Genomic DNA, 19,644 nt, shown 5'->3' with positions numbered 1-19,644 from the left:
GGGCACACGCAGAACGCCCCCTGCAAGATGCAGGGGGCGTTCTGTCTGAGCCGATGACTTCTGATCAGGTCAGAAGTCCATGCCGCCCGACGGGTCGGCCGGCATGGCCGGCGCCTTCTCGGGCTTGTCAGCCACGACGACCTCGGTGGTCAGGAACAGGCCGGCGATCGATGCCGCGTTCTGCAGCGCCGAGCGGGTGACCTTGGCCGGGTCGATGATGCCCTGTGCGAACATGTCGCCGTAGGTGCCGTTGGCCGCATTCAGTCCGTGGCCGGCAGGCAGCTCGGAGACCTTATGCGAGACGACGCCGGGCTCGAGACCCGCGTTGATCGCGATCTGCTTCAGCGGAGCGCCGGTGGCGACGCGGACGATGTTCGCGCCGGTCGCCTCGTCACCCTCGAGCTCGAGGGCGTCGAGCACCTTGGCCGACTGCAGCAGCGCGACGCCACCACCGGCGACGATGCCCTCTTCGACAGCAGCCTTCGCGTTGCGGACGGCGTCCTCGATGCGGTGCTTGCGCTCCTTGAGCTCGACCTCGGTGGCCGCGCCCGCCTTGATGACGGCAACGCCGCCGGCGAGCTTGGCGAGGCGCTCCTGGAGCTTCTCGCGGTCGTAGTCACTGTCGGTGTTCTCGATCTCACGACGGATCTGCGTCACGCGACCCTCGATCGTCGACGCCTCACCGGCACCCTCGACGATCGTGGTCTCGTCCTTGGTGACGATGACCTTGCGCGCACGACCCAGCAGGTCGAGCGTGGTGTTCTCGAGCTTGAGACCGACCTCTTCGGTGATGACCTGGCCACCGGTCAGGATCGCGATGTCCTGCAGCTGAGCCTTGCGACGGTCACCGAAACCAGGAGCCTTGACGGCAACCGACTTGAAGATGCCGCGGATCTTGTTGAGCACGAGCGTCGCGAGAGCCTCGCCCTCGACGTCCTCGGCGATGATGACGAGCTCCTTGCCGTCCTGGATCACCTTGTCGACGATCGGCAGCAGGTCCTTGATGTTGCCGATCTTCTGGTTGGCGATGAGGATGTAGGGCTCCTCGAAGACAGCCTCCTGGCGCTCCGGGTCCGTGACGAAGTACGGGTTCAGGTAGCCCTTGTCGAAGCGCATGCCCTCGGTGAGCTCGAGCTCGGTGCCGAAGGTCTGCGACTCCTCGACGGTGACGACACCCTCCTTGCCGACCTTGTCGATCGCCTCGGCGATCAGCGCGCCGATCTCGGGGTCGGCGGCGGAGATGGATGCGGTTGCGGCGATCTGCTCCTTGGAGTCGATCTCCTTGGCGGTGGCGAGCAGGTCGGCGGTGATGGCCGCGACGGCCTTCTCGATGCCGCGCTTGAGCGAGATGGGGTCGGCGCCGGCCGCGACGTTGCGCAGCCCCTCGCGGACGAGCGCCTGAGCGAGGACGGTCGCGGTGGTGGTTCCGTCACCGGCGACGTCGTCGGTCTTCTTGGCGACCTCCTTGACGAGTTCCGCACCGATCTTCTCGTACGGGTCGTCGAGCTCGATCTCCTTGGCGATCGACACGCCGTCGTTCGTGATCGTGGGCGCGCCCCACTTCTTCTCGAGCACGACGTTGCGACCGCGCGGGCCGAGTGTCACCTTGACTGCGTCGGCCAGAATGTTCAGGCCGCGCTCGAGGCCGCGACGGGCCTCCTCATCGAAAGCGATGATCTTTGCCATGAGTCTTTCGTCCCTCCCGGACGTAGGCGATGGGAATTAGCACTCAGAGTGTTCGAGTGCTAACACCCAGTTTGGCACTCGACCCATGAGAGTGCAAGCCGCCGGGGAGGGCTGTTCGCCGAGCGCGGATCACTCCGCGGGCGCCTCCTCGGTGTCCTCCGCCTTGGGAGTGGCGTCGGTGACACGGTCGAGGCCTATCACCACGGTGAGCTGCGGCTGCTCGCTGTCGTTGAGATCGGCGTAGAAATCGCTCTGCTGCACCTCTGCGCCACCGAGAACCTCAGCCACTCCGAGGGCGGCGGCCTCATCGGCCTTGTCGACGTAGAACACCGTCGTCTTGTCGAACTCCTGGCTTGATCCCTCACTGCCGAACACGCCATCGGCCGGCCAGCCCTCCGCGAGCAGCGCGTCGCGGGCCTCGACCACGAGCCCCTCCTCGGGCGTCGCGTTCAGGATGAGCACCCGGTACGAGGTGTCGATCTTGGGGTCGGTCCCCTGCGTCTGCTGGGGTGCAGGCGGCTGCGATTCGGGTGAGAACGAGATGCGGTCCATCATCACCAGCGAGATGAAGATTCCGCCGACGATGAGCACCAGTGCAACGGCCGCGGACCAGAGCAGCACGACCAGCCCGTTCATCCCCGGCTGCTCGGCGCGGTGCGCGCCGACACGTCCTGAGGTGCGGGGGATGTCGTCGAAACGGTCCTGTGGGGGCTTAGACACCCCTCGATGCTAGCGGGCGCATTCCGTGAATCCGCACGGAGCAGCGTCCGTCGCGCGTGCCGCTCAGCCGACGAAGCCGCGCATCCGTGCCGTGCGCTGCGCGCCTCTGGCATCGCGAAGCCGTCGCAGCCGACGCACCAGCAGCGGATCGAACTGCAGCGCCTGCTCGGTCTCGATCAGGCGCCCGAGCAGCTGGTAGTAGCGTGCAGGGCTCATGCCGAGCTTCTCGCGGATCGTCTCCTCCTTCATGCCGCCGTGCCGCGGCCATGCCGCTTCCAGCGTCAGGATCGCGCGATCGCGATCAGTGAGGTCCCCGAGCATGGCTTCAGGCTACGCGGACGCAGTGCGGTCGCCGCCGCGCCACTCCCACCATCGCCCGAGTGGATCGGCATCAGCGCACACCCGCCCGTCGAGCGCGACGGCGAAGCCGGCGAAGGCTACAGCGTCGAGGGGCGGCTGCCATCCGTCGTGCAGGCCGGGCTGGTCGATCGTGATCCATCGCGCGTCCAGGGCGCGGATGCGGTCGATCAGCGCCTGCCGGTGGGCTCGCGGCAGGTACACCAGAACTCCTGGCGTGGTGATGACGAGCGTCGCGTCGCGGGGCGCGGATGCCACGAGCTCGTCCAGCCGCTCGGCGACGTCTCCGGCGATCAGCCGCGGCGGGTCAGCAGCGACGATGTCCGCGGCGGCGGTGATCCGCGCCGCCCTCTCCCGCTCCCCCGGCCAGATCAGGGCATCCATCCAGGCCCGGTCTGCGGCTGATCGCACATCGACCGGGGCGAGGTCGATGCCTGCGCGCCACACGATCTCGGGCATCCGCAGTACCGGAATCGGTCCGCGCACGACGCTGGTCAGCACCACCGTCGACGGCCCGTCAGCCGGATCGAGGCGCAGCCGTTCCGCCTCGTGCTCGTCGACGACACGGTACGAGTACCTGTCCGGATACAGGCACAGGCCTGCGGCGGCGCCGAGCTCGAGCAGCGCGACCGGCCCGTCGATCTGGCTGAGTGCCGGCAGCAGTGCGGCCAGCCGCAGCGGCTCGTTGGCCTGCACGGTGCGGCGCTCGCACTCTGCGATCAGCTCGGCAGCGTTGGCGAGCGCGAACGCACGCCAACGCGCATAGGCGCCGAGCGGCGCACCGAGAATCCGGCTGACGGCGAACACCAGGGGCGGCTGCCGGTGCTGCGGGCTGATCCGGCTCAGCAGGTCCTGCAGCTCGGCATCCGACGCGATGCCGGCGGCCCACTCGGCGTACGTGTCGCTGCGCCCCGGCGCCTCTTCTCGCGCGAACCGGTCGAAGCGCTCTCGCACGGCATCCATCATGTCTCCATTCTCACCGACTCGAATTCTCACCGACCCCGATGCCACCGGAACGCGCGAGAATGGAGACATGTCGTACAAGGTGAACAAGACCGAAGCCGAGTGGCGGACCGAACTCGGAGATGACCAGTACGCGGTGCTGCGCACGGCCGCGACCGAGCGCGCCTGGACGGGTGAGCTGCTCGACGAGAAGCGGTCCGGCCTCTACAACTGCGGTGCATGCGGGGCTGAGCTGTTCCAGAGCGGTACGAAGTTCGACTCTGGCTGCGGCTGGCCGAGCTTCTACGAATCGGTGCGCCCGGAGGCGGTCGAGCTGATCGAGGACAACACGCTGGGCATGGTCCGCACCGAAGTGCGGTGCGCGGTATGCGGCTCGCACCTCGGCCATGTCTTCCCCGATGGATTCGGCACCCCCACCGGCGACCGGTACTGCATGAACTCGCTGGCGCTGACCTTCACGCCCGACAAGTGAGCGCACTCGACGCCGTTCTGCGGCGCACCTCGTGGTCTAAGGTCACCGACGACGCCCCGACGAGTGAGCAGCTCGACACGCTGGTCGCGGCTGCCGGGCGAGTGGCCGACCATTCCTCGCTGCGCCCCTGGCGATTGATCGAGCTGCGCGGCGATGACCGTCTGCTGCTCGGCTACGCCCTCGCGAAGGCGGCCGGCGACGACAAGCCGTCAAGCAAGCCGCTGCGCGCTCCGCTGCTGATCGCCGTCGTCGCGTCGTATCGCAAGAGCGAGAAGGTGCCGCACTGGGAGCAGGAGGCAGTGGCATCCGGCGTCGCGCACATGCTCAGCCTGCTGCTGGACGAGGCGGGCTGGGGCGTCATCTGGCGCACCGGCGGCCTCACCCGATCGGAGGCCGTGTCGAAAGCGCATGGGCTGGCGGCGAACGAAGAGCTGCTGGGGTGGCTCTACGTCGGTGGCAGGCCTGCGGGCAAGACACCCGGCCGGCGCAAGCCGCTGGACGTCGGCGAAGTGCTGAGTCGGATGCCGGAGGCGGCGCCCGAGACGGCGCACGCGGCCGTGGAGCAGGTCAAGCCCAAGAAGGCGAAGAAGGACAAGAAGTCCAAGAACGACAAGAAGCGCAAGTCCAAGAAGGGCTGATCAGCGCCGACGCGGCAGGGCGACGACGACGGATGCCACGGCGACGACGACCATCGCGATGAGCTGCCACAGCGCGGGCGCCGCATCCACCGGCCAGATGAGGTCGATCACGATCGACGTGACCAGCTGGCCGAGCACGCTGCCGAGACCCAGCAGCAGCACCCCGGTGTGCGGGACGAGCCACGCCCCAAGCAGGATGTAGACGAATCCGAGCAGCCCGCCGATGTAGAGCCACGGCTCGGTCGGCAGCGCCTGGGGCATCCCCTTCACGGCGACGCTGATGCCGGCGGCGATGATCAGCACCGTCGTGCCGGCGATGAAGCTCATCAGCGTCGCTGTGATCGGCGATGCTGTGGCACGGGCAAGGCGGCCGTTGGCGCCTGACTGCCAGGCGATGCCGGCTCCAGCCAGGAACGGCAGCACCAGCAGCCACACCGGCGCACTCGCCAGCACGTCACCGCCAAGCGAGATGGCGACGGCCACGAGCGCGAGCAGTCCCCCGATCACGCGTCCGGTCGTCACCGCGACCACGCCAGACGGTCCGAAGCCGATGCGGTCAAGCAGCAGGCCGTGCAGGGTCTGCCCCGCGACCACGCCGACGGTGAACAGCGAGACGCCGAGCACGCCGGCGACGAGCCCTTGAGTCGAGACGGTGAGCGCCCCGCAGGTGCCACCAAGCAGCATCCAGAACGGGATCCTGCGTGATCGGATGCCGGTGACCAGGCGCCGCGCGCCTGCACGTGCGGACGGGATCAGCGGCATGACGATGATCAGCACCACCAGCCCCACGCTGAATGAGATGAGTCCGGCCACGATCCCGTCGTCGAGACGCACGCCGAGCACCCCGTTGATGCGTGCCTGAATGGCGGTCATGGCGCCGATGGCGACGGCGCCGCCGAGAGCGATCCCGGTGGGGAGGTGGCGCGTCTCGGTCATCCTTGCAACGCTACCCGAGCCGCGGGGGACCGAACGTCGGTGGGTCGGATTACGCTGGGCGCATGTGCGCGAGCTACGGGCTGGATCCTCGGTTCACCGATGCAGAGCTGCTGGCCGAGGCCGACGAGGCGATGCTGGAAGGGCTGCGCTCGTGGGCGCAGCAGAATGCCGGCGAGACTCTGCGTCCCACCGGCAAGAACCTGCGCAATCTGAATCCCCTGGTGACAGCTGTCGACGGCGCCGCCCAGCTCGAACCTGCCTGGTGGGGGTATCTCGTCGATGGGCAGCCGGCGAAGTTCCCGTCGATCAACACCCGCTCAGAGCGGCTGCAGAATCGCCCAGGTGGGCTGCGCACGCGCGCGCTCGTCCCCTCGACCGGCTGGTTCGAGATGCAGAAGCCGAGCCGGGTGTGGCACGAGTTCGGACTGGGCGCCGGAGTCCTGTTCGGCATGGCAGCAGTGACCCAGCGCGGCCGCACGCCCGACGGCGAATGGACGACCTGCTACTCGATCGTGATGCGCCCCGCACCGGCTCATCTCGCCGGCATCCACGATCGGATGCCAGTGCTCATCCCCACCGCTTTCGCCGCCGACTGGCTGACCGGAGACCCGAACCGCGAGCTCATCGATGAGGCGCTGCTCGCCGCCGAGAGCCTCGACGAGCGGGTCACCGCCGCCAGCCGCGCAGACGACAAGGGCGACGGGATGCTGTTCTGATGCGAGAACGGCCCGCGTCCCCGATTCCGGGACGCGGGCCGTTCTTCGTCTGAGCCGACTACGGGACTCGAACCCGTAACCCCCGTATTACAAGTACGGTGCGCTACCAATTGCGCCAAGTCGGCGGACCGTCATCAAGCATAGCGACGGCCGGACGGCATCCTGCACCGCGTCTCAAGACTTGGGTGCGGGAGTAACCGTCTGAATCGGTACCGGCGTGGGCGTCGGCGTGGGCTGGGTCGCACCGAAGTACTCGTCGCTCGCCGTCGTGAGCACGAACTGCGAGAACTCAGCCGGGTCGTCCATGGCCCCGACGTAGGGCTTGCCCTCGACGACGACGAGTGCCTCGTTGTTGAGCTTGAGGTCCTTCGATCCAGGCAGCGGGCCCTCAAGAGCGCGCGCCGTGGCATCCTTCGCCCACTTCACGAAGTTCTGCCCCTCGATGCAATCGCGCACCGTCTTGGCGTTCTCGACGCCGACGGCCACCGCGAGATCCGCCAGCTGCACATTGGTGCGGCCATCGCTGTCGATCTCGGGCTGATCGGTGAGCAGTTCGTGGTTGTAGTCGTAGAACTGGTCCTGGGAGTAGGTCGCGACGCACGCCGCAGCGGATGCGGCCCGCAGCGAGTACTTCGTGCCGTTCGAGCTGGCCGTCAGCAGCGCCACCGGGTGGTACGTGACGGTGACTGCGCCTTCCCCGATCCAGGTGGCGAGCTGGCGCGCGTTCGCGCGCTCGAACTCCGAGGCGCCTGCCGACAGGTAGTCGACGTAGACGTGAACCTCGGTGGGCTTGGTCGCCGTGGCGGTCGGATCAGGCGTCGGCGTCGACGATGCCGGGGCATCAGAGGCTGAGGGCACAGGGCTCGGAGTGGTTCCGGTGGCGGCGGCCATGGTCACGTCGTCGACGGTCACGCCGTCGCCGGCCATCCCCTTAGGGCTGAGCGTGGGCTGCGATATCGATGATCCGACAGCGTAGGCGACGGCTGCGCCGATCGATCCGACGGCGACGATCGCGACCAGGCCGATGATGAGTCGGCGCATGACGCGGGCTCTGGACTGCTGAGCCTGCACCTGCTGTGCTTTCTGCCGCACCACGTCGCGCGAGTTGCGAGTGGTGGGGACGTTCGGCGTTTCGTCGCTCGACATCGTTCCTCTTGAAGATCGGGTGGGACGGGTGATCCCGCGGCCGCGGAGACTGCGGCACCGGTTTCGATGTTAACGAGGCAGTCTGGGAAATACCCAGATGCGCCGGCGCGTGCAATACTGTTCACGACCCGATGGCGGGTCACGGTGGGTGGACCCCGCCGCTTCCATCACAACGGATCGTCCGGCACGTACCTGCCGGTGAAGGAGAAATGCAATGGCATCTGTGACCTTTGACGACGCCACCCGCCTGTACCCCGGCGGAACCCGTCCGGCAGTCGACAAGCTCAACCTCGAGGTGGCAGACGGCGAGTTCCTCGTCCTGGTCGGTCCCTCCGGCTGCGGTAAGTCAACGTCGCTTCGCATGCTCGCCGGCCTCGAAGAGGTCAACGGCGGCCGCATCCTGATCGGTGACCGCGATGTCACCGACGTGCCGCCGAAGGACCGCGACATCGCGATGGTGTTCCAGAACTACGCGCTGTACCCGCACATGACCGTCGCCGAGAACATGGGCTTCGCTCTGAAGATCGCCGGCGTCAACAAGGACGAGCGCGCTGCGCGCGTGCTCGAGGCCGCCAAGCTGCTCGACCTCGAGGAGTACCTGAACCGCAAGCCGAAGGCCCTCTCGGGTGGTCAGCGTCAGCGTGTCGCCATGGGTCGCGCCATCGTGCGCCAGCCGCAGGTGTTCCTCATGGACGAGCCGCTGTCGAACCTCGACGCGAAGCTGCGTGTGCAGACCCGTACCCAGATCGCCTCGCTGCAGCGTCGCCTCGGCGTCACCACGGTCTACGTCACGCACGACCAGACCGAGGCTCTGACCATGGGTGACCGCATCGCCGTGCTCAAGGACGGCGTCCTGCAGCAGGTCGGCTCGCCGCGCGACCTGTACGAGACCCCGAACAACGTCTTCGTGGCCGGCTTCATCGGCTCGCCCGCGATGAACCTCTTCGACGTCCCTCTCGTCGAGGGCGGCGTGCAGTTCGGCACGAAGACGGTCAGCACCGAGCGGGCTGCCGTCACCAAGGCGCACGGCAGCACCGTCACGGTCGGCATCCGCCCCGAGGACATCGTCGTCGCCCCCGAGGACGGGCAGGGCCTCAGCGTCACCGTTGACCTCGTCGAGGAACTCGGCGCCGATGGTTACCTGTATGGACACGCCGACGTCAACGGCAAGCGCACTGACCTCGTCGCACGTGTGGACGGTCGCCGTCACCCGATGGCGGGCGACACGGTCGTGCTGGCTCCGATCCCGGGTCACGTACACGTCTTCGACATCGAGACTGGCGAACGCCTGAACGAGCAGCCGGTCATCTCGGCCTGACATTCGACACTCGACGGCGCGGGTCGACCTTCACGGTCGCCCGCGCCGTTGTGTTTCCGGCGAAAGCCCGGACGGCGATGAGGACATCGGAGAAGGCATGAAGCAGGCGTCACTGCGGATCACCGCGAGCGAGATCGACCCTGGGCTGCTGTCGCTGCCCTGGTCGACTCCGCTTGGCAAGTGGCCGTCCGAGCACATCGTCTCACTCCCCAAGGGACTGTCCCGTCACCTGGTTCGCTTCGCGGATCTGTCGGGCAAGGTCGTCGCCGTCAAGGAGACGACGGCCGAGATGGCACAGCGCGAGTACGAGATGCTGGGCAGCCTCGCGAAGCTCGACGTGCCATGCGTGAGTCGCGTCGCCGTCATCGCCGGGCGGGTGGATGCTGATGGCAAGCCGCTTCCGGCCGCGCTGGTCACTTCGCACCTGCGCTTCTCGATGCCCTACCGGGCGCTGTTCACGCAGATGCTTCGACCCGATACGGCCACCCGCCTGGTCGACGCCCTCGCCCTGCTGCTCGTGCGTCTGCACAACGTGGGCTTCTACTGGGGTGACGTCTCGCTCTCGAACACGCTGTTCCGTCGCGACGCCGGCGCCTTCGCGGCGTACCTGGTGGATGCTGAGACCGGCGAGCTGCACGAGGAGGGCCTGACCGACGGGCAGCGCGCCTACGATCTCGACCTGGCGCGCACGAACGTCGCCGGTGAGATCATGGACCTCGCCGCAGGTGGACGACTGGAACGCGGAGTGGACGCGCTCGAGATCGCCGACGGGATCGTCTCGTCCTACCGCGCGCTGTGGGCGGCACTCACCGACGAGGAGTCGTTCTCGACCGATGAGACCTGGCGCATCACCGAACGCGTCGAGAAGCTGAATGCACTCGGCTTCGACATCGACGAGATGTCGATCGTGACGACCTCGGACGGCACTGCAGTGCGGATTCAGCCGAAGGTCGTGGACGCCGGGCACCATCAGCGACGCCTCATCAGGCTCACGGGGCTCGACGTCGAGGAGAACCAGGCCAGGCGACTGCTCAACGACCTCGACGAGTTCCGGGTGCGCTCGAAGAAGGAGCTGGCCGACGAGGCGATGTACGCGCACGAATGGCTCACCCGCGTGTTCGAGCCCGTCGTGCGGGCCATCCCCTACGACCTGCGCGCCAAGCTGGAGCCGGCCGAGGTGTACCACCAGGTACTCGAGCACCGCTGGTACCTCTCACAGGCCCAGGGAGGCTCCGTTCCGCTGGCCGAGGTGCTCACCAGCTACATCAACGAGGTGCTGCGGCATCGACGCGACGAGGCCACGATCATGGGGCCGCAGACCGAGACCATGGGACTGCCGGTGGTCACCGGAACCGTCCCAGTGTCGGATGACACGGCTGCGATCGACTGGCGCGACCTGGTCTGAAAGTCCCGCTGTGGCTTAGGCGTCAGTATCCGACGGTGAACCGCTGACGTCGGTGCTTCGGCGTCTCGATCTCGTCGACGATCGCGAGAGCGAAGTCGCCACCGGAGATGGTCGAGTTGCCGTCGGAGTCCCGCACGACGACGTCCCCGCCGTCGCGGTAGCTGCCGGTGCGCTCTCCCTCGGCCCACGGGCCGAATACCTCAGCCGGGTGGATGAAGAACCAGTCGAGCTGCTCGTGCGCGTCTTCCAGCAGCGCGAGTGAGTCGATTCCCACCTGCGCCTCGTGCTTGTACTCCGCGGGAAAATCGAGGTCGAACAGGCGAGGACCGCCGGGTGCTGACAGGCTTCCGCCTGCCCCTCCGACGACACCGAGACGCGTGGTCGTGCCGGTCAGCTTCGCCGCTACGTTGCGCAGCGCCTCCAGTGCCACATCGGCCATGTCGCCGCGCGGCGAGATGGCCGAGATGACAGCATCCGCGCCGTCGAAGACGTCGCCGAGCGCACCGATGTCGAGCGCCGAGCCCTGCACGTACCGCACACCGTCGATCGGCGCATCCGGCGTCGATCGGGCGATCGAGACGACCTCGTGCCCGCGGCTCACCGCCTCACGGACGATGTGCGATCCGGCGTAGCCGGTTCCTCCGATGACGACGATGCGAGACATGCAGATTCCTTCCGATGCGTTCAGGTACACCGGATACAAGTCGCGATCAGGTGAGACTTATTCCGCGGCGCGCATGGTCGACACCTGGTACAGCGCAACGGATGCTGCGATGCCGGCGTTCAGCGATTCGGTCGCCGCCGAGATCGGGATCGACACGATCTGGTCGCAGGTCTCGGCGACCAGTCGCGAGAGGCCCTTGCCCTCCGACCCGATGACGATCACCACAGGGCGGTCGGCAAGCTGCAGGTTCGGCAGCTCGACGTCTCCCCCGCCGTCCATGCCCAGCACGAACACGCCCTGCTTCTTGAACTCCTTGAGCTGCGAGGTCAGGTTCGCGGCGAGCGCGACGGGCAGGCGTGCGGCAGCACCGGCACTGGTCTTCCAGGCAGCGGAGTTCACGCTCGCCGAGCGGCGCTGCGGCAGGATGATGCCGTGTCCGCCGAAGGCGGCAGTGGAGCGGATGATCGCGCCGAGGTTGCGCGGGTCGGTGATGCCGTCAAGCGCGATGAACAGCGGGGTCTCACCGCGGTCGATCACCTGCTCGAGCAGATCCTGCGGGTGCGCGTACTCGTACGGCGGCACCTTCAGCGCCACGCCCTGGTGCACGCCGTCGAAGCCGGCCATGCGATCGAGTTCCTGACGAGTCACCTCGAGCATGGGAATCTCGCGGTGCCGCGTGATCGAGAGCATCTCCTTGACGCGGTCGTCCATCTCGACGCGCTGGGCGATGTAGAACGCCGTCGCCGGGATCTTCGTGCGCAGCGCCTCGAGCACCGAATTGCGACCGGTGACGGTCTCGGTGTCGTCGGTGGCCTTCGAGCGTCCCGCACGGTTCGGGTTGGACCCCTGACCGCCGCGACCGCTCGAGCCACCAGGACGCCCCTTGCCGCCAGCCGCGGCGAACCGCTCCTGAGCGGCCTTGCGCTTGCCGGCGACGTGCCAGCTGCGATCCTCGGCCTTCGGGGTCGGGCCCCTGCCCTCGAGCGACTTGCGGCCGTTGCCGCCGGTGCCCTTGGTGGCGCCCTTCTTCTTGCTGTTGCCCGCTCCGGGGCGTCCAGGCTTAGTCATCGATACTCCAATGTGTTCCGTCCGGAGTGTCCTCCAGAATGATTCCTGCCGCGCTGATCGCATCGCGGATGCGATCAGCGGCGGCCCAGTCCTTGTCGGCGCGCGCCTGGGCGCGCTGCGTGATCATCGTCTGCACGAGCGTGTCGAGGGCGGATGCTGTGGCGCCGTCACCCGATGCGCTGCTCCACTGCGATGACAGCGGATTGATGCCGAGGATGTCCGTCATGGCCGCGACCGATTGTGCGGCGGCGTTGGCAGCACCCACGTCGCCCCGGTCAAGCGCGCCGTTGCCGGCGCGCACCGCCTCGTGCACGATCGCGAGGGCCTGGGGCACGCCCAGGTCGTCGTCCATGGCTGCGGCGAACGCATCCGGAACCGCTGCGGGGATGATGTCATCGCTGCCCGTGCCGCGCGCGGCACGCTGCAGGAACGTGCGGATGCGCTCCAGCGCTGCCTCCGCCTCCGCCCACGAGGAGTCAGACAGATCGAGACTCGAGCGGTAGTGCGCGGCGGCGAGCGCGTAGCGCACCACGAGAGGGTCATGTTGCGCGAGCACGTCGGATGCCAGGGTGAAATTGCCCAGCGACTTCGACATCTTCTGCCCGCCGACGGTCACCAGTCCGTTGTGCACCCAGTAGCGGGCGAAGTCGTCTCCGGCCGCGGTCGACTGCGCGAGCTCGTTCTCGTGGTGGGGGAAGCGCAGGTCGAGGCCGCCCCCGTGGATGTCGAACTCCGGACCGAGGTAGCGGCGTGCCATCGCCGAGCACTCGATGTGCCAGCCGGGGCGCCCGGCACCCCAGGGCGAGACCCACGTGGCATCCGACTGCTCTTCGCCCTTCGCACCCTTCCACAGCGCGAAGTCCTGCGGGTTGCGCTTGCCGCGGGGATCGGCGTCTGCCGCAGCCTCCATGGCGTCGACGGACTGGCGGGTCAGCTCGCCGTAGGCGGGCCAGGAGCGCACGTCGAAGTAGACGTCACCAGAGCCATCGGGGGCCGGATAGGCGTGGCCGCGCTCGATGAGCCGGGCGATCAGCTCGTGCATCTGCGGGACGAATCCGGTGGCACGCGGCTCGTAGGTGGGAGCGAGGATGCCGATCGCGGCATACGCCTGCGAGAACTCCATCTCTATGCGGTACGCCAGCGCCCACCACGGCTCGGTCTCCGTGGCGTTCACGAGCACCTTGTCGTCGATGTCGGTGACGTTGCGCACGAACGTGACGCGCCCGTAGCGGTGCGTCAGCCAGCGGCGCAGCAGGTCGAAGCTCAGCGCCGCGCGCACGTGCCCGATGTGCGGACCGGACTGCACCGTGGGTCCACACACGTACATCGTCACGTTCGAGGGATCGAGCGGTACGAAGTCGCGCAGCTGCTGTGCGCGGGTGTCGTGGAGGCGGAGAGTCACCTCCCTAGCGTACCGGGGCGCATGCCGTCACACCTGTGGGATCACCAGCGCGACCGCAGTGACCGCGATGCCCTCCCCCCGGCCGGTGAAGCCCAGCCCATCCGTGGTGGTCGCCGCGACGCTGACCGGGGCTCCCCCCAGGGCGTCCGACAGCACGGTCTCCGCCTCCGAGCGACGAGCACTGAAGCGCGGACGGTTGCCCTGGAACTGCACCGACACGTTGCCGATCGCGAAGCCGGCCTCGGCGAGCAGCTCTGCTGTGCGGGCGAGGAAGACATCGGCGTGCGCGCCGGCGTACTCGGGGTGCGCGGTGCCGAAATGCTGGCCGATGTCGCCGAGCCCCGCTGCTCCCAGCAGGGCGTCGACCATCGCGTGCGCGACGGCGTCCCCATCGGAGTGCCCGGACAGCGGCTGCTCTCCCGGCCACTCCAGCCCGGCGAGCCAGAGCGTGCCCTCCCCGCCGAAGGCGTGCACATCGGTGCCGACGCCGACGCGGGGCAGCGGCGGAATCGCGGGAACATCAGCGAGCAGCATCCGAGCTCTCTCCAAGTCGGCGGGTGTGGTGATCTTGAACGCGCGGGCGGCGCCGCCGATGTGGCGCACGCCGCCACCGTCGGCTGCGAACAGCGCGGCGTCATCTGTGTAGTCGACTCCGTCGGCAGCGGCTCGTGCGTAGGCTGCCTGCAGCTCGCGCCGTGGGAAACCCTGCGGTGTCTGCGCTGCCGCGAGCACCGATCGGTCGACGCCGCCCACGATGTCGTCTCCGTCGACCTGCTTGAGCGTGTCGATGACAGGCAGTGCGGGGATGATGCCGGCATCTGACACCTGCTCTGCGACGGCATCGATGAGCGCGGAGGGCGTCAGCGCCCGCGCGGCGTCGTGCACGAGGACGATCTCGACTTCAGGCGCCAGCGCGCGCAGTCCAGCGGCGACGGACTCCTGCCTGGTGGCACCGCCGACCACGACTGATCCCAGCTCGGCATGATCGCCGGCCGCGGCCAGCAGATCGCTCTCGGCACGGTCTTCGAAGCCGGCGGGCGCCACGACGACCACCTGCATCCGGTGCGCGGCGAACACGCCGTCGAGCGCATGGCGCAGGATCGATCGGCCATCGACATCGACGAGCGCCTTGGGTCCTTCGGCGCCAAGCCGGGTGCCGGACCCGGCCGCGACGATGACGATCGCGGTGCGGGAAGCGGGAAGCACAGTCACGCTCACACGTTACCCGTCGCCTCCTCGGCGCAGACGCGAAAGAGGGCGGATGCTGTCAGCATCCGCCCTCTTCAGACTCCGGTCGATCTCGCGATCAGGAGGCGAGCACCTGATCGAGCAGCTCGCCGGCCTTGTCCTCGTCGGTCTTCTCAGCGAGCGCGAGCTCGGAGACGAGGATCTGGCGAGCCTTCGCCAGCATCCGCTTCTCACCCGCGGACAGGCCGCGATCCTGGTCTCGGCGCCACAGGTCGCGCACGACCTCGCTCACCTTGATGACGTCCCCCGACGCCAGCTTCTCCAGGTTCGCCTTGTAGCGGCGCGACCAGTTCGTGGGCTCCTCGGTGAACGGGGCGCGCAGCACCTCGAACACGTGGTCGAGTCCCTCCTGGCCGATCACATCGCGCACGCCGACCAGGTCGACGTTCTCTGCGGGAACCTCGATGATCAGGTCGCCCTGCGTGACATTGAGCTTCAGATACTTCTTCGTCTCGCCCTTGATCACGCGGTCCTTGACCTCGATGATCGTCGCGGCTCCGTGGTGCGGATAGACGACGGTTTCGCCAACCTCAAAAAGCATAAAAACGTGTCCTTTCGGCAATCTCCAGGATACCACAGCGGTTATGTACTAGAGTTCGCGCCGAAGCGACCGCTGCCACCCCCGAACGGTCTCGGAGCGCGGCGCAGAACCCACTAGACTGGAGGCTGACAACCGTCGCATCTCAGGAGGATCCGTGAACTCGCGCTCTGCTGCGTCCATCGCTCCGCGTCTGATCGCCACAGTCGCCATCGGCGCGGCTCTCGCGCTCGGCACAACCGGCTGCACGTTCCTCACCAACCAGTCGACGACCATCCCCTACTCGCCCTCCGACGGCGTGAGTGTGAACGCGACCGGTGGCGACATCATCGTGCGCAACGCCCTCATCGTCGCCACCGAGGACGGCTCGGCCGGCAACCTGGTCGGCGCATTCATCAACAACGGCGACAAGAGCGGCCGCATCAACATCGATGTCGCCGGCAACACCCTCACCGTCCGCGTTCCCGCAGGCGAGCGCGTCAGCCTCGGCGCTGACGAGGAGCCGCTGCTCATCGAGGACCTGAACGTCAAGCCCGGCGGTGTGGTCGAGGTGCTCTTCGTCTCCGGTGACGGCGATGCCGAGCCGACTGACGTGCCGGTGCTCGACGGCACCCTCCCCGAGTACGCCGACCTGGTGCCAGACACCGCCGAGTGATACTCGCCCATAGCTGACAGAAGAGGCCGGTCCCGAACGGGACCGGCCTCTTCGGCGTTCAGCGCGCGATTCTCAACCCTCGAAGCGGTACCCGAGTCCGCGCACGGTGACCAGCATCACCGGATCTCCTGGGTTCTCCTCGATGCGCGAGCGGATGCGCTTGATGTGGACGTCAAGGGTCTTGGTGTCGCCGAAGTAGTCGCTTCCCCACACCCGGTCGATGAGCTGTCCGCGCGTTAGCACGCGGCCCGAGTTGCGCATCAGCACCTCGAGCAGCTCGAACTCCTTCAGCGGCATGCTGATCTCGGAGCCGTCAACGGCGACCGTGTGCCGGTCGATGTCGAGCGTGACGCGCCCGCCTGCGAGCACCCGCTCGTCGACCTCGGCCTCGGCCTGCCCCACCCTGCGCAGCACGGCCCGCATGCGGGCGAGCAGCTCGCGCGAAGAGTACGGCTTGGTGATGTAGTCGTCGGCCCCGAGCTCGAGGCCCACCACGATGTCGACTTCGGAGTCCTTGGCCGTGAGCATGATGATCGGCACGTTCGAGGTCTGGCGCACCTGGCGGCACACCTCGGTTCCGGGCATCCCCGGCAGCATCAGGTCAAGCAGGATGATGTCGGCTCCGCGGGCGCGGAACGCACTGAGGGCACCGGGGCCGTCCTCAGCGATCTCCACCTCGAACCCTTCGCGCCGCAGCAGGTACGCCAGCGGGTCGGCCAGGTCGGGCTCATCCTCGACGAGCAGGATCCGGGTCATGCGATCTCTCCGTTTCGAGCGCCGCGCGCCGTCATGGCGTTCGTGTCGGGGCGCTTCTTCTTGGGCTTCTTCTTGGGGCGCTTCTTGCCCGCGGTCGGTGCATCGATCCGCGGCAGGCGGATGGTGAAGGTCGATCCGCGGCCGGGCCGCGACCACAAGCGCACTTCGCCGCCGTGACGCTGCGTGGCATGCTTGACGATCGACAGGCCGAGGCCGGTTCCACCTGTGCGCCGCGAGCGGGCGTCGTCAGCGCGGTAGAAGCGCTCGAAGATGCGCTCGGCGTCAGCCTCGGCGATGCCGATGCCCTGATCAGCGACGGCGATCTCTACGACGTCCCCGTCGATCTTGACGCCGATGCCGACACTGGAGCCCTTCGGCGAGTACACGATGGCGTTGGCGACGAGGTTGCCGACCGCCTCGATGAGCACCTGCGCGTCACCGCGCACCCATGCGCCGCGATCGCCGCCGCGAGTGAGTGCAACCCCGGCGGAATCGGCCTGGACGGCATGCGCCTCGACCGACGCCGTGACAACCTCATCGATCGACACAGGCTCGTTCTGCGAGAGGCTCTCTGCCGCCTGCAGCCGCGAGAGGCTGAGGATGCGGCCGGTGAGCTGCCCGAGCCGGCCGGCCTCGGCCGTGATGCGCGCAGCGAACTTGCGCACCTGGTCGGGGTCGTCGGCAGCGGATTCGATGGCCTCTGCGAGCAGACTCACCGAGGCGACAGGGGTCTTCAGCTCATGGCTGGTATTGGAGACGAAATCGGTGCGCATCTGGTCGAGGCGCTCGCGCTCGGTGACGTCGCGGATGATCAGCAGGGTCAGCTGCGGTCCGATCCGGCTCGCTCGTGCCGACACGAGGCGCGGATCCAGCATCCCGCCCGCCGTCAGGCGCAGCGTCTCGGTCTCACTGCCGCCGTCGCCGCGCACAGCGCGCACGAGTCGGCGCAGGTCGCGGTTCTCGAGCACGGCACCGGATCGGATGCTGAATCGCGCGGCGCTCTTCGAGGTGGCCACGACCAGACCGGAGTCGTCGATAACGCACGCCGGATCGTCCATTCCCTGCAGCACTTCGGTGACACCGACGGGCACCGAGGTGGACGTCTCCTGCTCGGCCAGCGCGCGCACGCGATACGCCCAGACGACCAGCAGCACCGTACCGGCTCCGATGATCGCTCCGATGGCGAGCGCGAACAGCGCGAGCTGGGGCGATGACATGGCTCAAGCGTACGGCCAGGCCGAGCCGACTCCTGTCGTTCAGCACCCCGTAACGGCCCCGGAGGGCTAGTATTCACGTTCCAGGCACCATTCGTTAACCTTCGACGAAGACAATCGTGTCGTCCTCGCGCGAGCGTGCCCGATCGGCATCCGTGCCGGCCACGATCTGTGCCGAGAACCCGACGAAAGGTTGCGCGACATGCGCCAAGTGTTCCACCAGTCCCTCGAGGATCTGCAGGCGAAGCTCACCGACATCGCCGACCTCGTCACGATCGCCATCGAGAAGGCCACGACCGCCTTCGCCGAGAGCGATGTGGCGCTGGCCGAGGAAGTCATCGCGAACGATGCGCAGATCGATGAGCTCGCCGTCGCGCTCGACGAGCAGGCGATCGAGATCCTGGCCCGTCAGCAGCCGGTGGCGCGCGACCTGCGCATCGTGATCACGGCTCTGCGGGTGAGCGCATCGCTGGAGCGGATGGGCGACATGGCCGAGCACATCGCACAGCTGGCGCGCCTGCGCTTCCCGGAGCGGGCCGTGCCGAAGGGCCTGAAGGGCACGTTCCGCCGAATGGGCGAGCTCGACGTCGAGATCTCACGCACCCTCGCGGATCTGCTCCGCACCCAGGACCTGCGCTTCGCGGACGCCATCCGAAACGCTGACGACGACGTGGACGAGCTGCACGCCAGCGTCTTCGAGAAGGTGCTCAGCGACAACTGGAAGGGCGAGGCCACCGCGACCGTTGACGCCACGCTGGCCAGCCGCTACCACGAGCGCTTCGCCGACCACGCGGTGGCCGTCGCGAAGAAGGTCGTCTACCTCGCCACCGGAGACTGGGCGGTCGAGGAGGAGGACATCGCGATCGCGGCCGAGGCACAGGGCACTCTCCCGACCGACTCCGTCCCGCCGACTCCGGAGTCCTGAGCCGCCGGCAGCCGATGCGAAGAGGGGCGGATGCCGCACAGCATCCGCCCCTCTTCGTCGAACTTACTTCTTGCCCTGCGCGGCGACGGCGGCAGCGCCGGCGGCAGCGGCCTCGGGGTCGAGGTAGCGGCCGCGTGCGGTCGGCATGTTGTTCTCGTCGAGCTCGTACACCAGCGGGATGCCAGTGGGGATGTTCAGCTCGGCGATGTCGTCATCGCTGATGCCGTCGAGGTGCTTGACCAGGCCACGCAGCGAGTTTCCGTGCGCCGTGACCAGCACCGTCTTTCCGGCGTCGAGATCGGGGACGATCGCGTCGTTCCAGTACGGCAGCAGCCGGTCGATGACGAGCTTGAGCGATTCGGTGCGGGGAACGTCGCCGTCGATGCCGGCGTAGCGGGGGTCGTTCACCTGGCTGAATTCGCTGGCGTCGTCGAGCAGGGGCGGCGGCACGTCGAACGAGCGGCGCCACAGCTGGAACTGCTCGGGGCCGAACTCCTCGAGGGTCTGCGCCTTGTCCTTGCCCTGCAGCGCGCCGTAGTGACGCTCATTGAGGCGCCACGAGCGGGTGACGGGGATCCACAGCCGGTCGGCGGCGTCCAGGGCGATGTTCGCCGTCTGGATCGCACGGCTCAGCAGCGAGGTGTGCAGCACATCGGGCAGCAGACCTGCCTCGGCCAGCAGCTCGCCGCCGCGACGGGCCTCTTCCTTGCCCTGCTCGGTCAGGCGGACATCCACCCATCCCGTGAAGAGGTTCAGCTGGTTCCATTCGCTCTGGCCGTGCCGGAGCAGAATCAGGGTGCGCGTCATGCCTCCAGCC

21 protein-coding genes and 1 tRNA gene are annotated in these 19,644 nt (G+C 67.9%); 7 read left to right on the top strand and 15 right to left on the bottom strand.

The window, feature by feature from the left end; all coding sequences use genetic code 11:
* Nucleotides 1–69: 69 nt before the first annotated feature.
* The 4 genes from groL to MNR00_RS04875 all read right to left on the bottom strand — a co-directional run bounded on the left by groL (nucleotide 70) and on the right by MNR00_RS04875 (nucleotide 3,729).
* Nucleotides 70–1,686, bottom strand: coding sequence for a chaperonin GroEL (gene groL / locus MNR00_RS04890; RefSeq protein WP_241928050.1), 1,617 nt, complete (start codon nucleotides 1,684–1,686; stop codon nucleotides 70–72).
* 129 nt (nucleotides 1,687–1,815) lie between these two features.
* A complete protein-coding gene (locus MNR00_RS04885) occupies nucleotides 1,816–2,406 on the bottom strand; it encodes a LytR C-terminal domain-containing protein (RefSeq protein WP_241928049.1) in 591 nt (196 codons plus the stop codon).
* Between the two features lie 63 nt (nucleotides 2,407–2,469).
* A complete protein-coding gene (locus MNR00_RS04880) occupies nucleotides 2,470–2,727 on the bottom strand; it encodes a DUF3263 domain-containing protein (protein ID WP_241928048.1) in 258 nt (85 codons plus the stop codon).
* Between the two features lie 9 nt (nucleotides 2,728–2,736).
* The gene (locus tag MNR00_RS04875) at nucleotides 2,737–3,729 is read right to left on the bottom strand and encodes a DUF2332 domain-containing protein (RefSeq protein WP_241928047.1); all 993 of its coding nucleotides are present in this window, start codon (nucleotides 3,727–3,729) and stop codon (nucleotides 2,737–2,739) included.
* Nucleotides 3,730–3,796: 67 nt separating this feature from the next.
* Between MNR00_RS04875 and msrB the strand changes: the two genes are divergently transcribed.
* Nucleotides 3,797–4,198, top strand: coding sequence for a peptide-methionine (R)-S-oxide reductase MsrB (gene msrB, locus MNR00_RS04870; RefSeq protein WP_241928046.1), 402 nt, complete (start codon nucleotides 3,797–3,799; stop codon nucleotides 4,196–4,198).
* Nucleotides 4,195–4,836 carry a nitroreductase family protein gene (locus tag MNR00_RS04865; protein WP_241928045.1) on the top strand — a complete coding sequence of 214 codons (642 nt, stop codon included), beginning with the start codon at nucleotides 4,195–4,197 and terminating at the stop codon, nucleotides 4,834–4,836. Before msrB ends, MNR00_RS04865 begins: the two co-directional genes overlap by 4 nt.
* On the opposite strand, the gene MNR00_RS04860 is transcribed toward MNR00_RS04865, so the two are convergent.
* Nucleotides 4,837–5,772 (bottom strand): DMT family transporter, encoded by a 936-nt coding sequence (locus MNR00_RS04860; protein ID WP_241928044.1) that lies wholly within the window; start codon nucleotides 5,770–5,772, stop codon nucleotides 4,837–4,839.
* A 62-nt stretch (nucleotides 5,773–5,834) separates the two neighbouring features.
* Between MNR00_RS04860 and MNR00_RS04855 the strand changes: the two genes are divergently transcribed.
* The gene (locus MNR00_RS04855; RefSeq protein ID WP_241928043.1) at nucleotides 5,835–6,488 is read left to right on the top strand and encodes an SOS response-associated peptidase family protein; all 654 of its coding nucleotides are present in this window, start codon (nucleotides 5,835–5,837) and stop codon (nucleotides 6,486–6,488) included.
* Nucleotides 6,489–6,540: 52 nt separating this feature from the next.
* On the opposite strand, the gene MNR00_RS04850 is transcribed toward MNR00_RS04855, so the two are convergent.
* Nucleotides 6,541–6,613, bottom strand: a tRNA-Thr gene (locus MNR00_RS04850).
* A gap of 49 nt (nucleotides 6,614–6,662) precedes the next feature.
* Nucleotides 6,663–7,634, bottom strand: a complete 972-nt coding sequence (locus MNR00_RS04845; protein ID WP_241928042.1) for a thioredoxin domain-containing protein — start codon at nucleotides 7,632–7,634, stop codon at nucleotides 6,663–6,665.
* A 214-nt stretch (nucleotides 7,635–7,848) separates the two neighbouring features.
* Between MNR00_RS04845 and ugpC the strand changes: the two genes are divergently transcribed.
* Both ugpC and MNR00_RS04835 read left to right on the top strand, forming a co-directional pair.
* Nucleotides 7,849–8,952 (top strand): sn-glycerol-3-phosphate ABC transporter ATP-binding protein UgpC, encoded by a 1,104-nt coding sequence (ugpC, locus tag MNR00_RS04840; RefSeq protein ID WP_241928041.1) that lies wholly within the window; start codon nucleotides 7,849–7,851, stop codon nucleotides 8,950–8,952.
* A gap of 97 nt (nucleotides 8,953–9,049) precedes the next feature.
* Entirely contained in the window at nucleotides 9,050–10,357 is a 1,308-nt protein-coding gene (locus tag MNR00_RS04835) for a DUF4032 domain-containing protein (RefSeq protein WP_241928040.1), read from the top strand.
* Between the two features lie 22 nt (nucleotides 10,358–10,379).
* Here the strand turns inward: MNR00_RS04835 and MNR00_RS04830 are convergent, their stop codons facing one another.
* From MNR00_RS04830 to MNR00_RS04810, 5 genes are all read right to left on the bottom strand, one after another.
* Nucleotides 10,380–11,021, bottom strand: coding sequence for an NAD(P)H-binding protein (locus MNR00_RS04830; protein WP_241928039.1), 642 nt, complete (start codon nucleotides 11,019–11,021; stop codon nucleotides 10,380–10,382).
* A 57-nt stretch (nucleotides 11,022–11,078) separates the two neighbouring features.
* Entirely contained in the window at nucleotides 11,079–12,089 is a 1,011-nt protein-coding gene (gene rlmB / locus MNR00_RS04825) for a 23S rRNA (guanosine(2251)-2'-O)-methyltransferase RlmB (RefSeq protein ID WP_241928038.1), read from the bottom strand.
* A complete protein-coding gene (gene cysS, locus MNR00_RS04820; RefSeq protein WP_241928037.1) occupies nucleotides 12,082–13,491 on the bottom strand; it encodes a cysteine--tRNA ligase in 1,410 nt (469 codons plus the stop codon). Before cysS ends, rlmB begins: the two co-directional genes overlap by 8 nt.
* A gap of 27 nt (nucleotides 13,492–13,518) precedes the next feature.
* Nucleotides 13,519–14,703, bottom strand: coding sequence for a 2-C-methyl-D-erythritol 4-phosphate cytidylyltransferase (gene ispD, locus MNR00_RS04815; RefSeq protein WP_241928036.1), 1,185 nt, complete (start codon nucleotides 14,701–14,703; stop codon nucleotides 13,519–13,521).
* A gap of 94 nt (nucleotides 14,704–14,797) precedes the next feature.
* The gene (locus MNR00_RS04810) at nucleotides 14,798–15,280 is read right to left on the bottom strand and encodes a CarD family transcriptional regulator (protein ID WP_241928035.1); all 483 of its coding nucleotides are present in this window, start codon (nucleotides 15,278–15,280) and stop codon (nucleotides 14,798–14,800) included.
* Nucleotides 15,281–15,434: 154 nt separating this feature from the next.
* On the opposite strand from MNR00_RS04810, the gene MNR00_RS04805 reads away from it, so the two are divergent.
* Nucleotides 15,435–15,932 (top strand): DNA modification methylase, encoded by a 498-nt coding sequence (locus tag MNR00_RS04805; RefSeq protein WP_241928034.1) that lies wholly within the window; start codon nucleotides 15,435–15,437, stop codon nucleotides 15,930–15,932.
* 72 nt (nucleotides 15,933–16,004) lie between these two features.
* Here the strand turns inward: MNR00_RS04805 and MNR00_RS04800 are convergent, their stop codons facing one another.
* Entirely contained in the window at nucleotides 16,005–16,688 is a 684-nt protein-coding gene (locus MNR00_RS04800) for a response regulator transcription factor (RefSeq protein WP_241928033.1), read from the bottom strand.
* Nucleotides 16,685–17,905, bottom strand: a complete 1,221-nt coding sequence (locus MNR00_RS04795; protein WP_241928032.1) for an ATP-binding protein — start codon at nucleotides 17,903–17,905, stop codon at nucleotides 16,685–16,687. Before MNR00_RS04795 ends, MNR00_RS04800 begins: the two co-directional genes overlap by 4 nt.
* A 199-nt stretch (nucleotides 17,906–18,104) precedes the next feature.
* On the opposite strand from MNR00_RS04795, the gene phoU reads away from it, so the two are divergent.
* On the top strand, nucleotides 18,105–18,827 hold the full coding sequence (gene phoU, locus MNR00_RS04790; RefSeq protein ID WP_241928031.1) for a phosphate signaling complex protein PhoU: 723 nt from the start codon (nucleotides 18,105–18,107) through the stop codon (nucleotides 18,825–18,827).
* Nucleotides 18,828–18,890: 63 nt separating this feature from the next.
* Here phoU and MNR00_RS04785 read toward each other — a convergent pair whose 3' ends face one another.
* Complete coding sequence (locus MNR00_RS04785) at nucleotides 18,891–19,634, bottom strand: phosphoglyceromutase (RefSeq protein ID WP_241928030.1); 744 nt, start codon at nucleotides 19,632–19,634, stop codon at nucleotides 18,891–18,893.
* Between the last annotated feature and the right edge of the window lie 10 nt (nucleotides 19,635–19,644).

It is taken from the genome of Microbacterium sp. H1-D42, from assembly GCF_022637555.1.
GTDB lineage: Bacteria > Actinomycetota > Actinomycetes > Actinomycetales > Microbacteriaceae > Microbacterium.
This window is presented reverse-complemented; position numbering and strand designations above follow the sequence as displayed.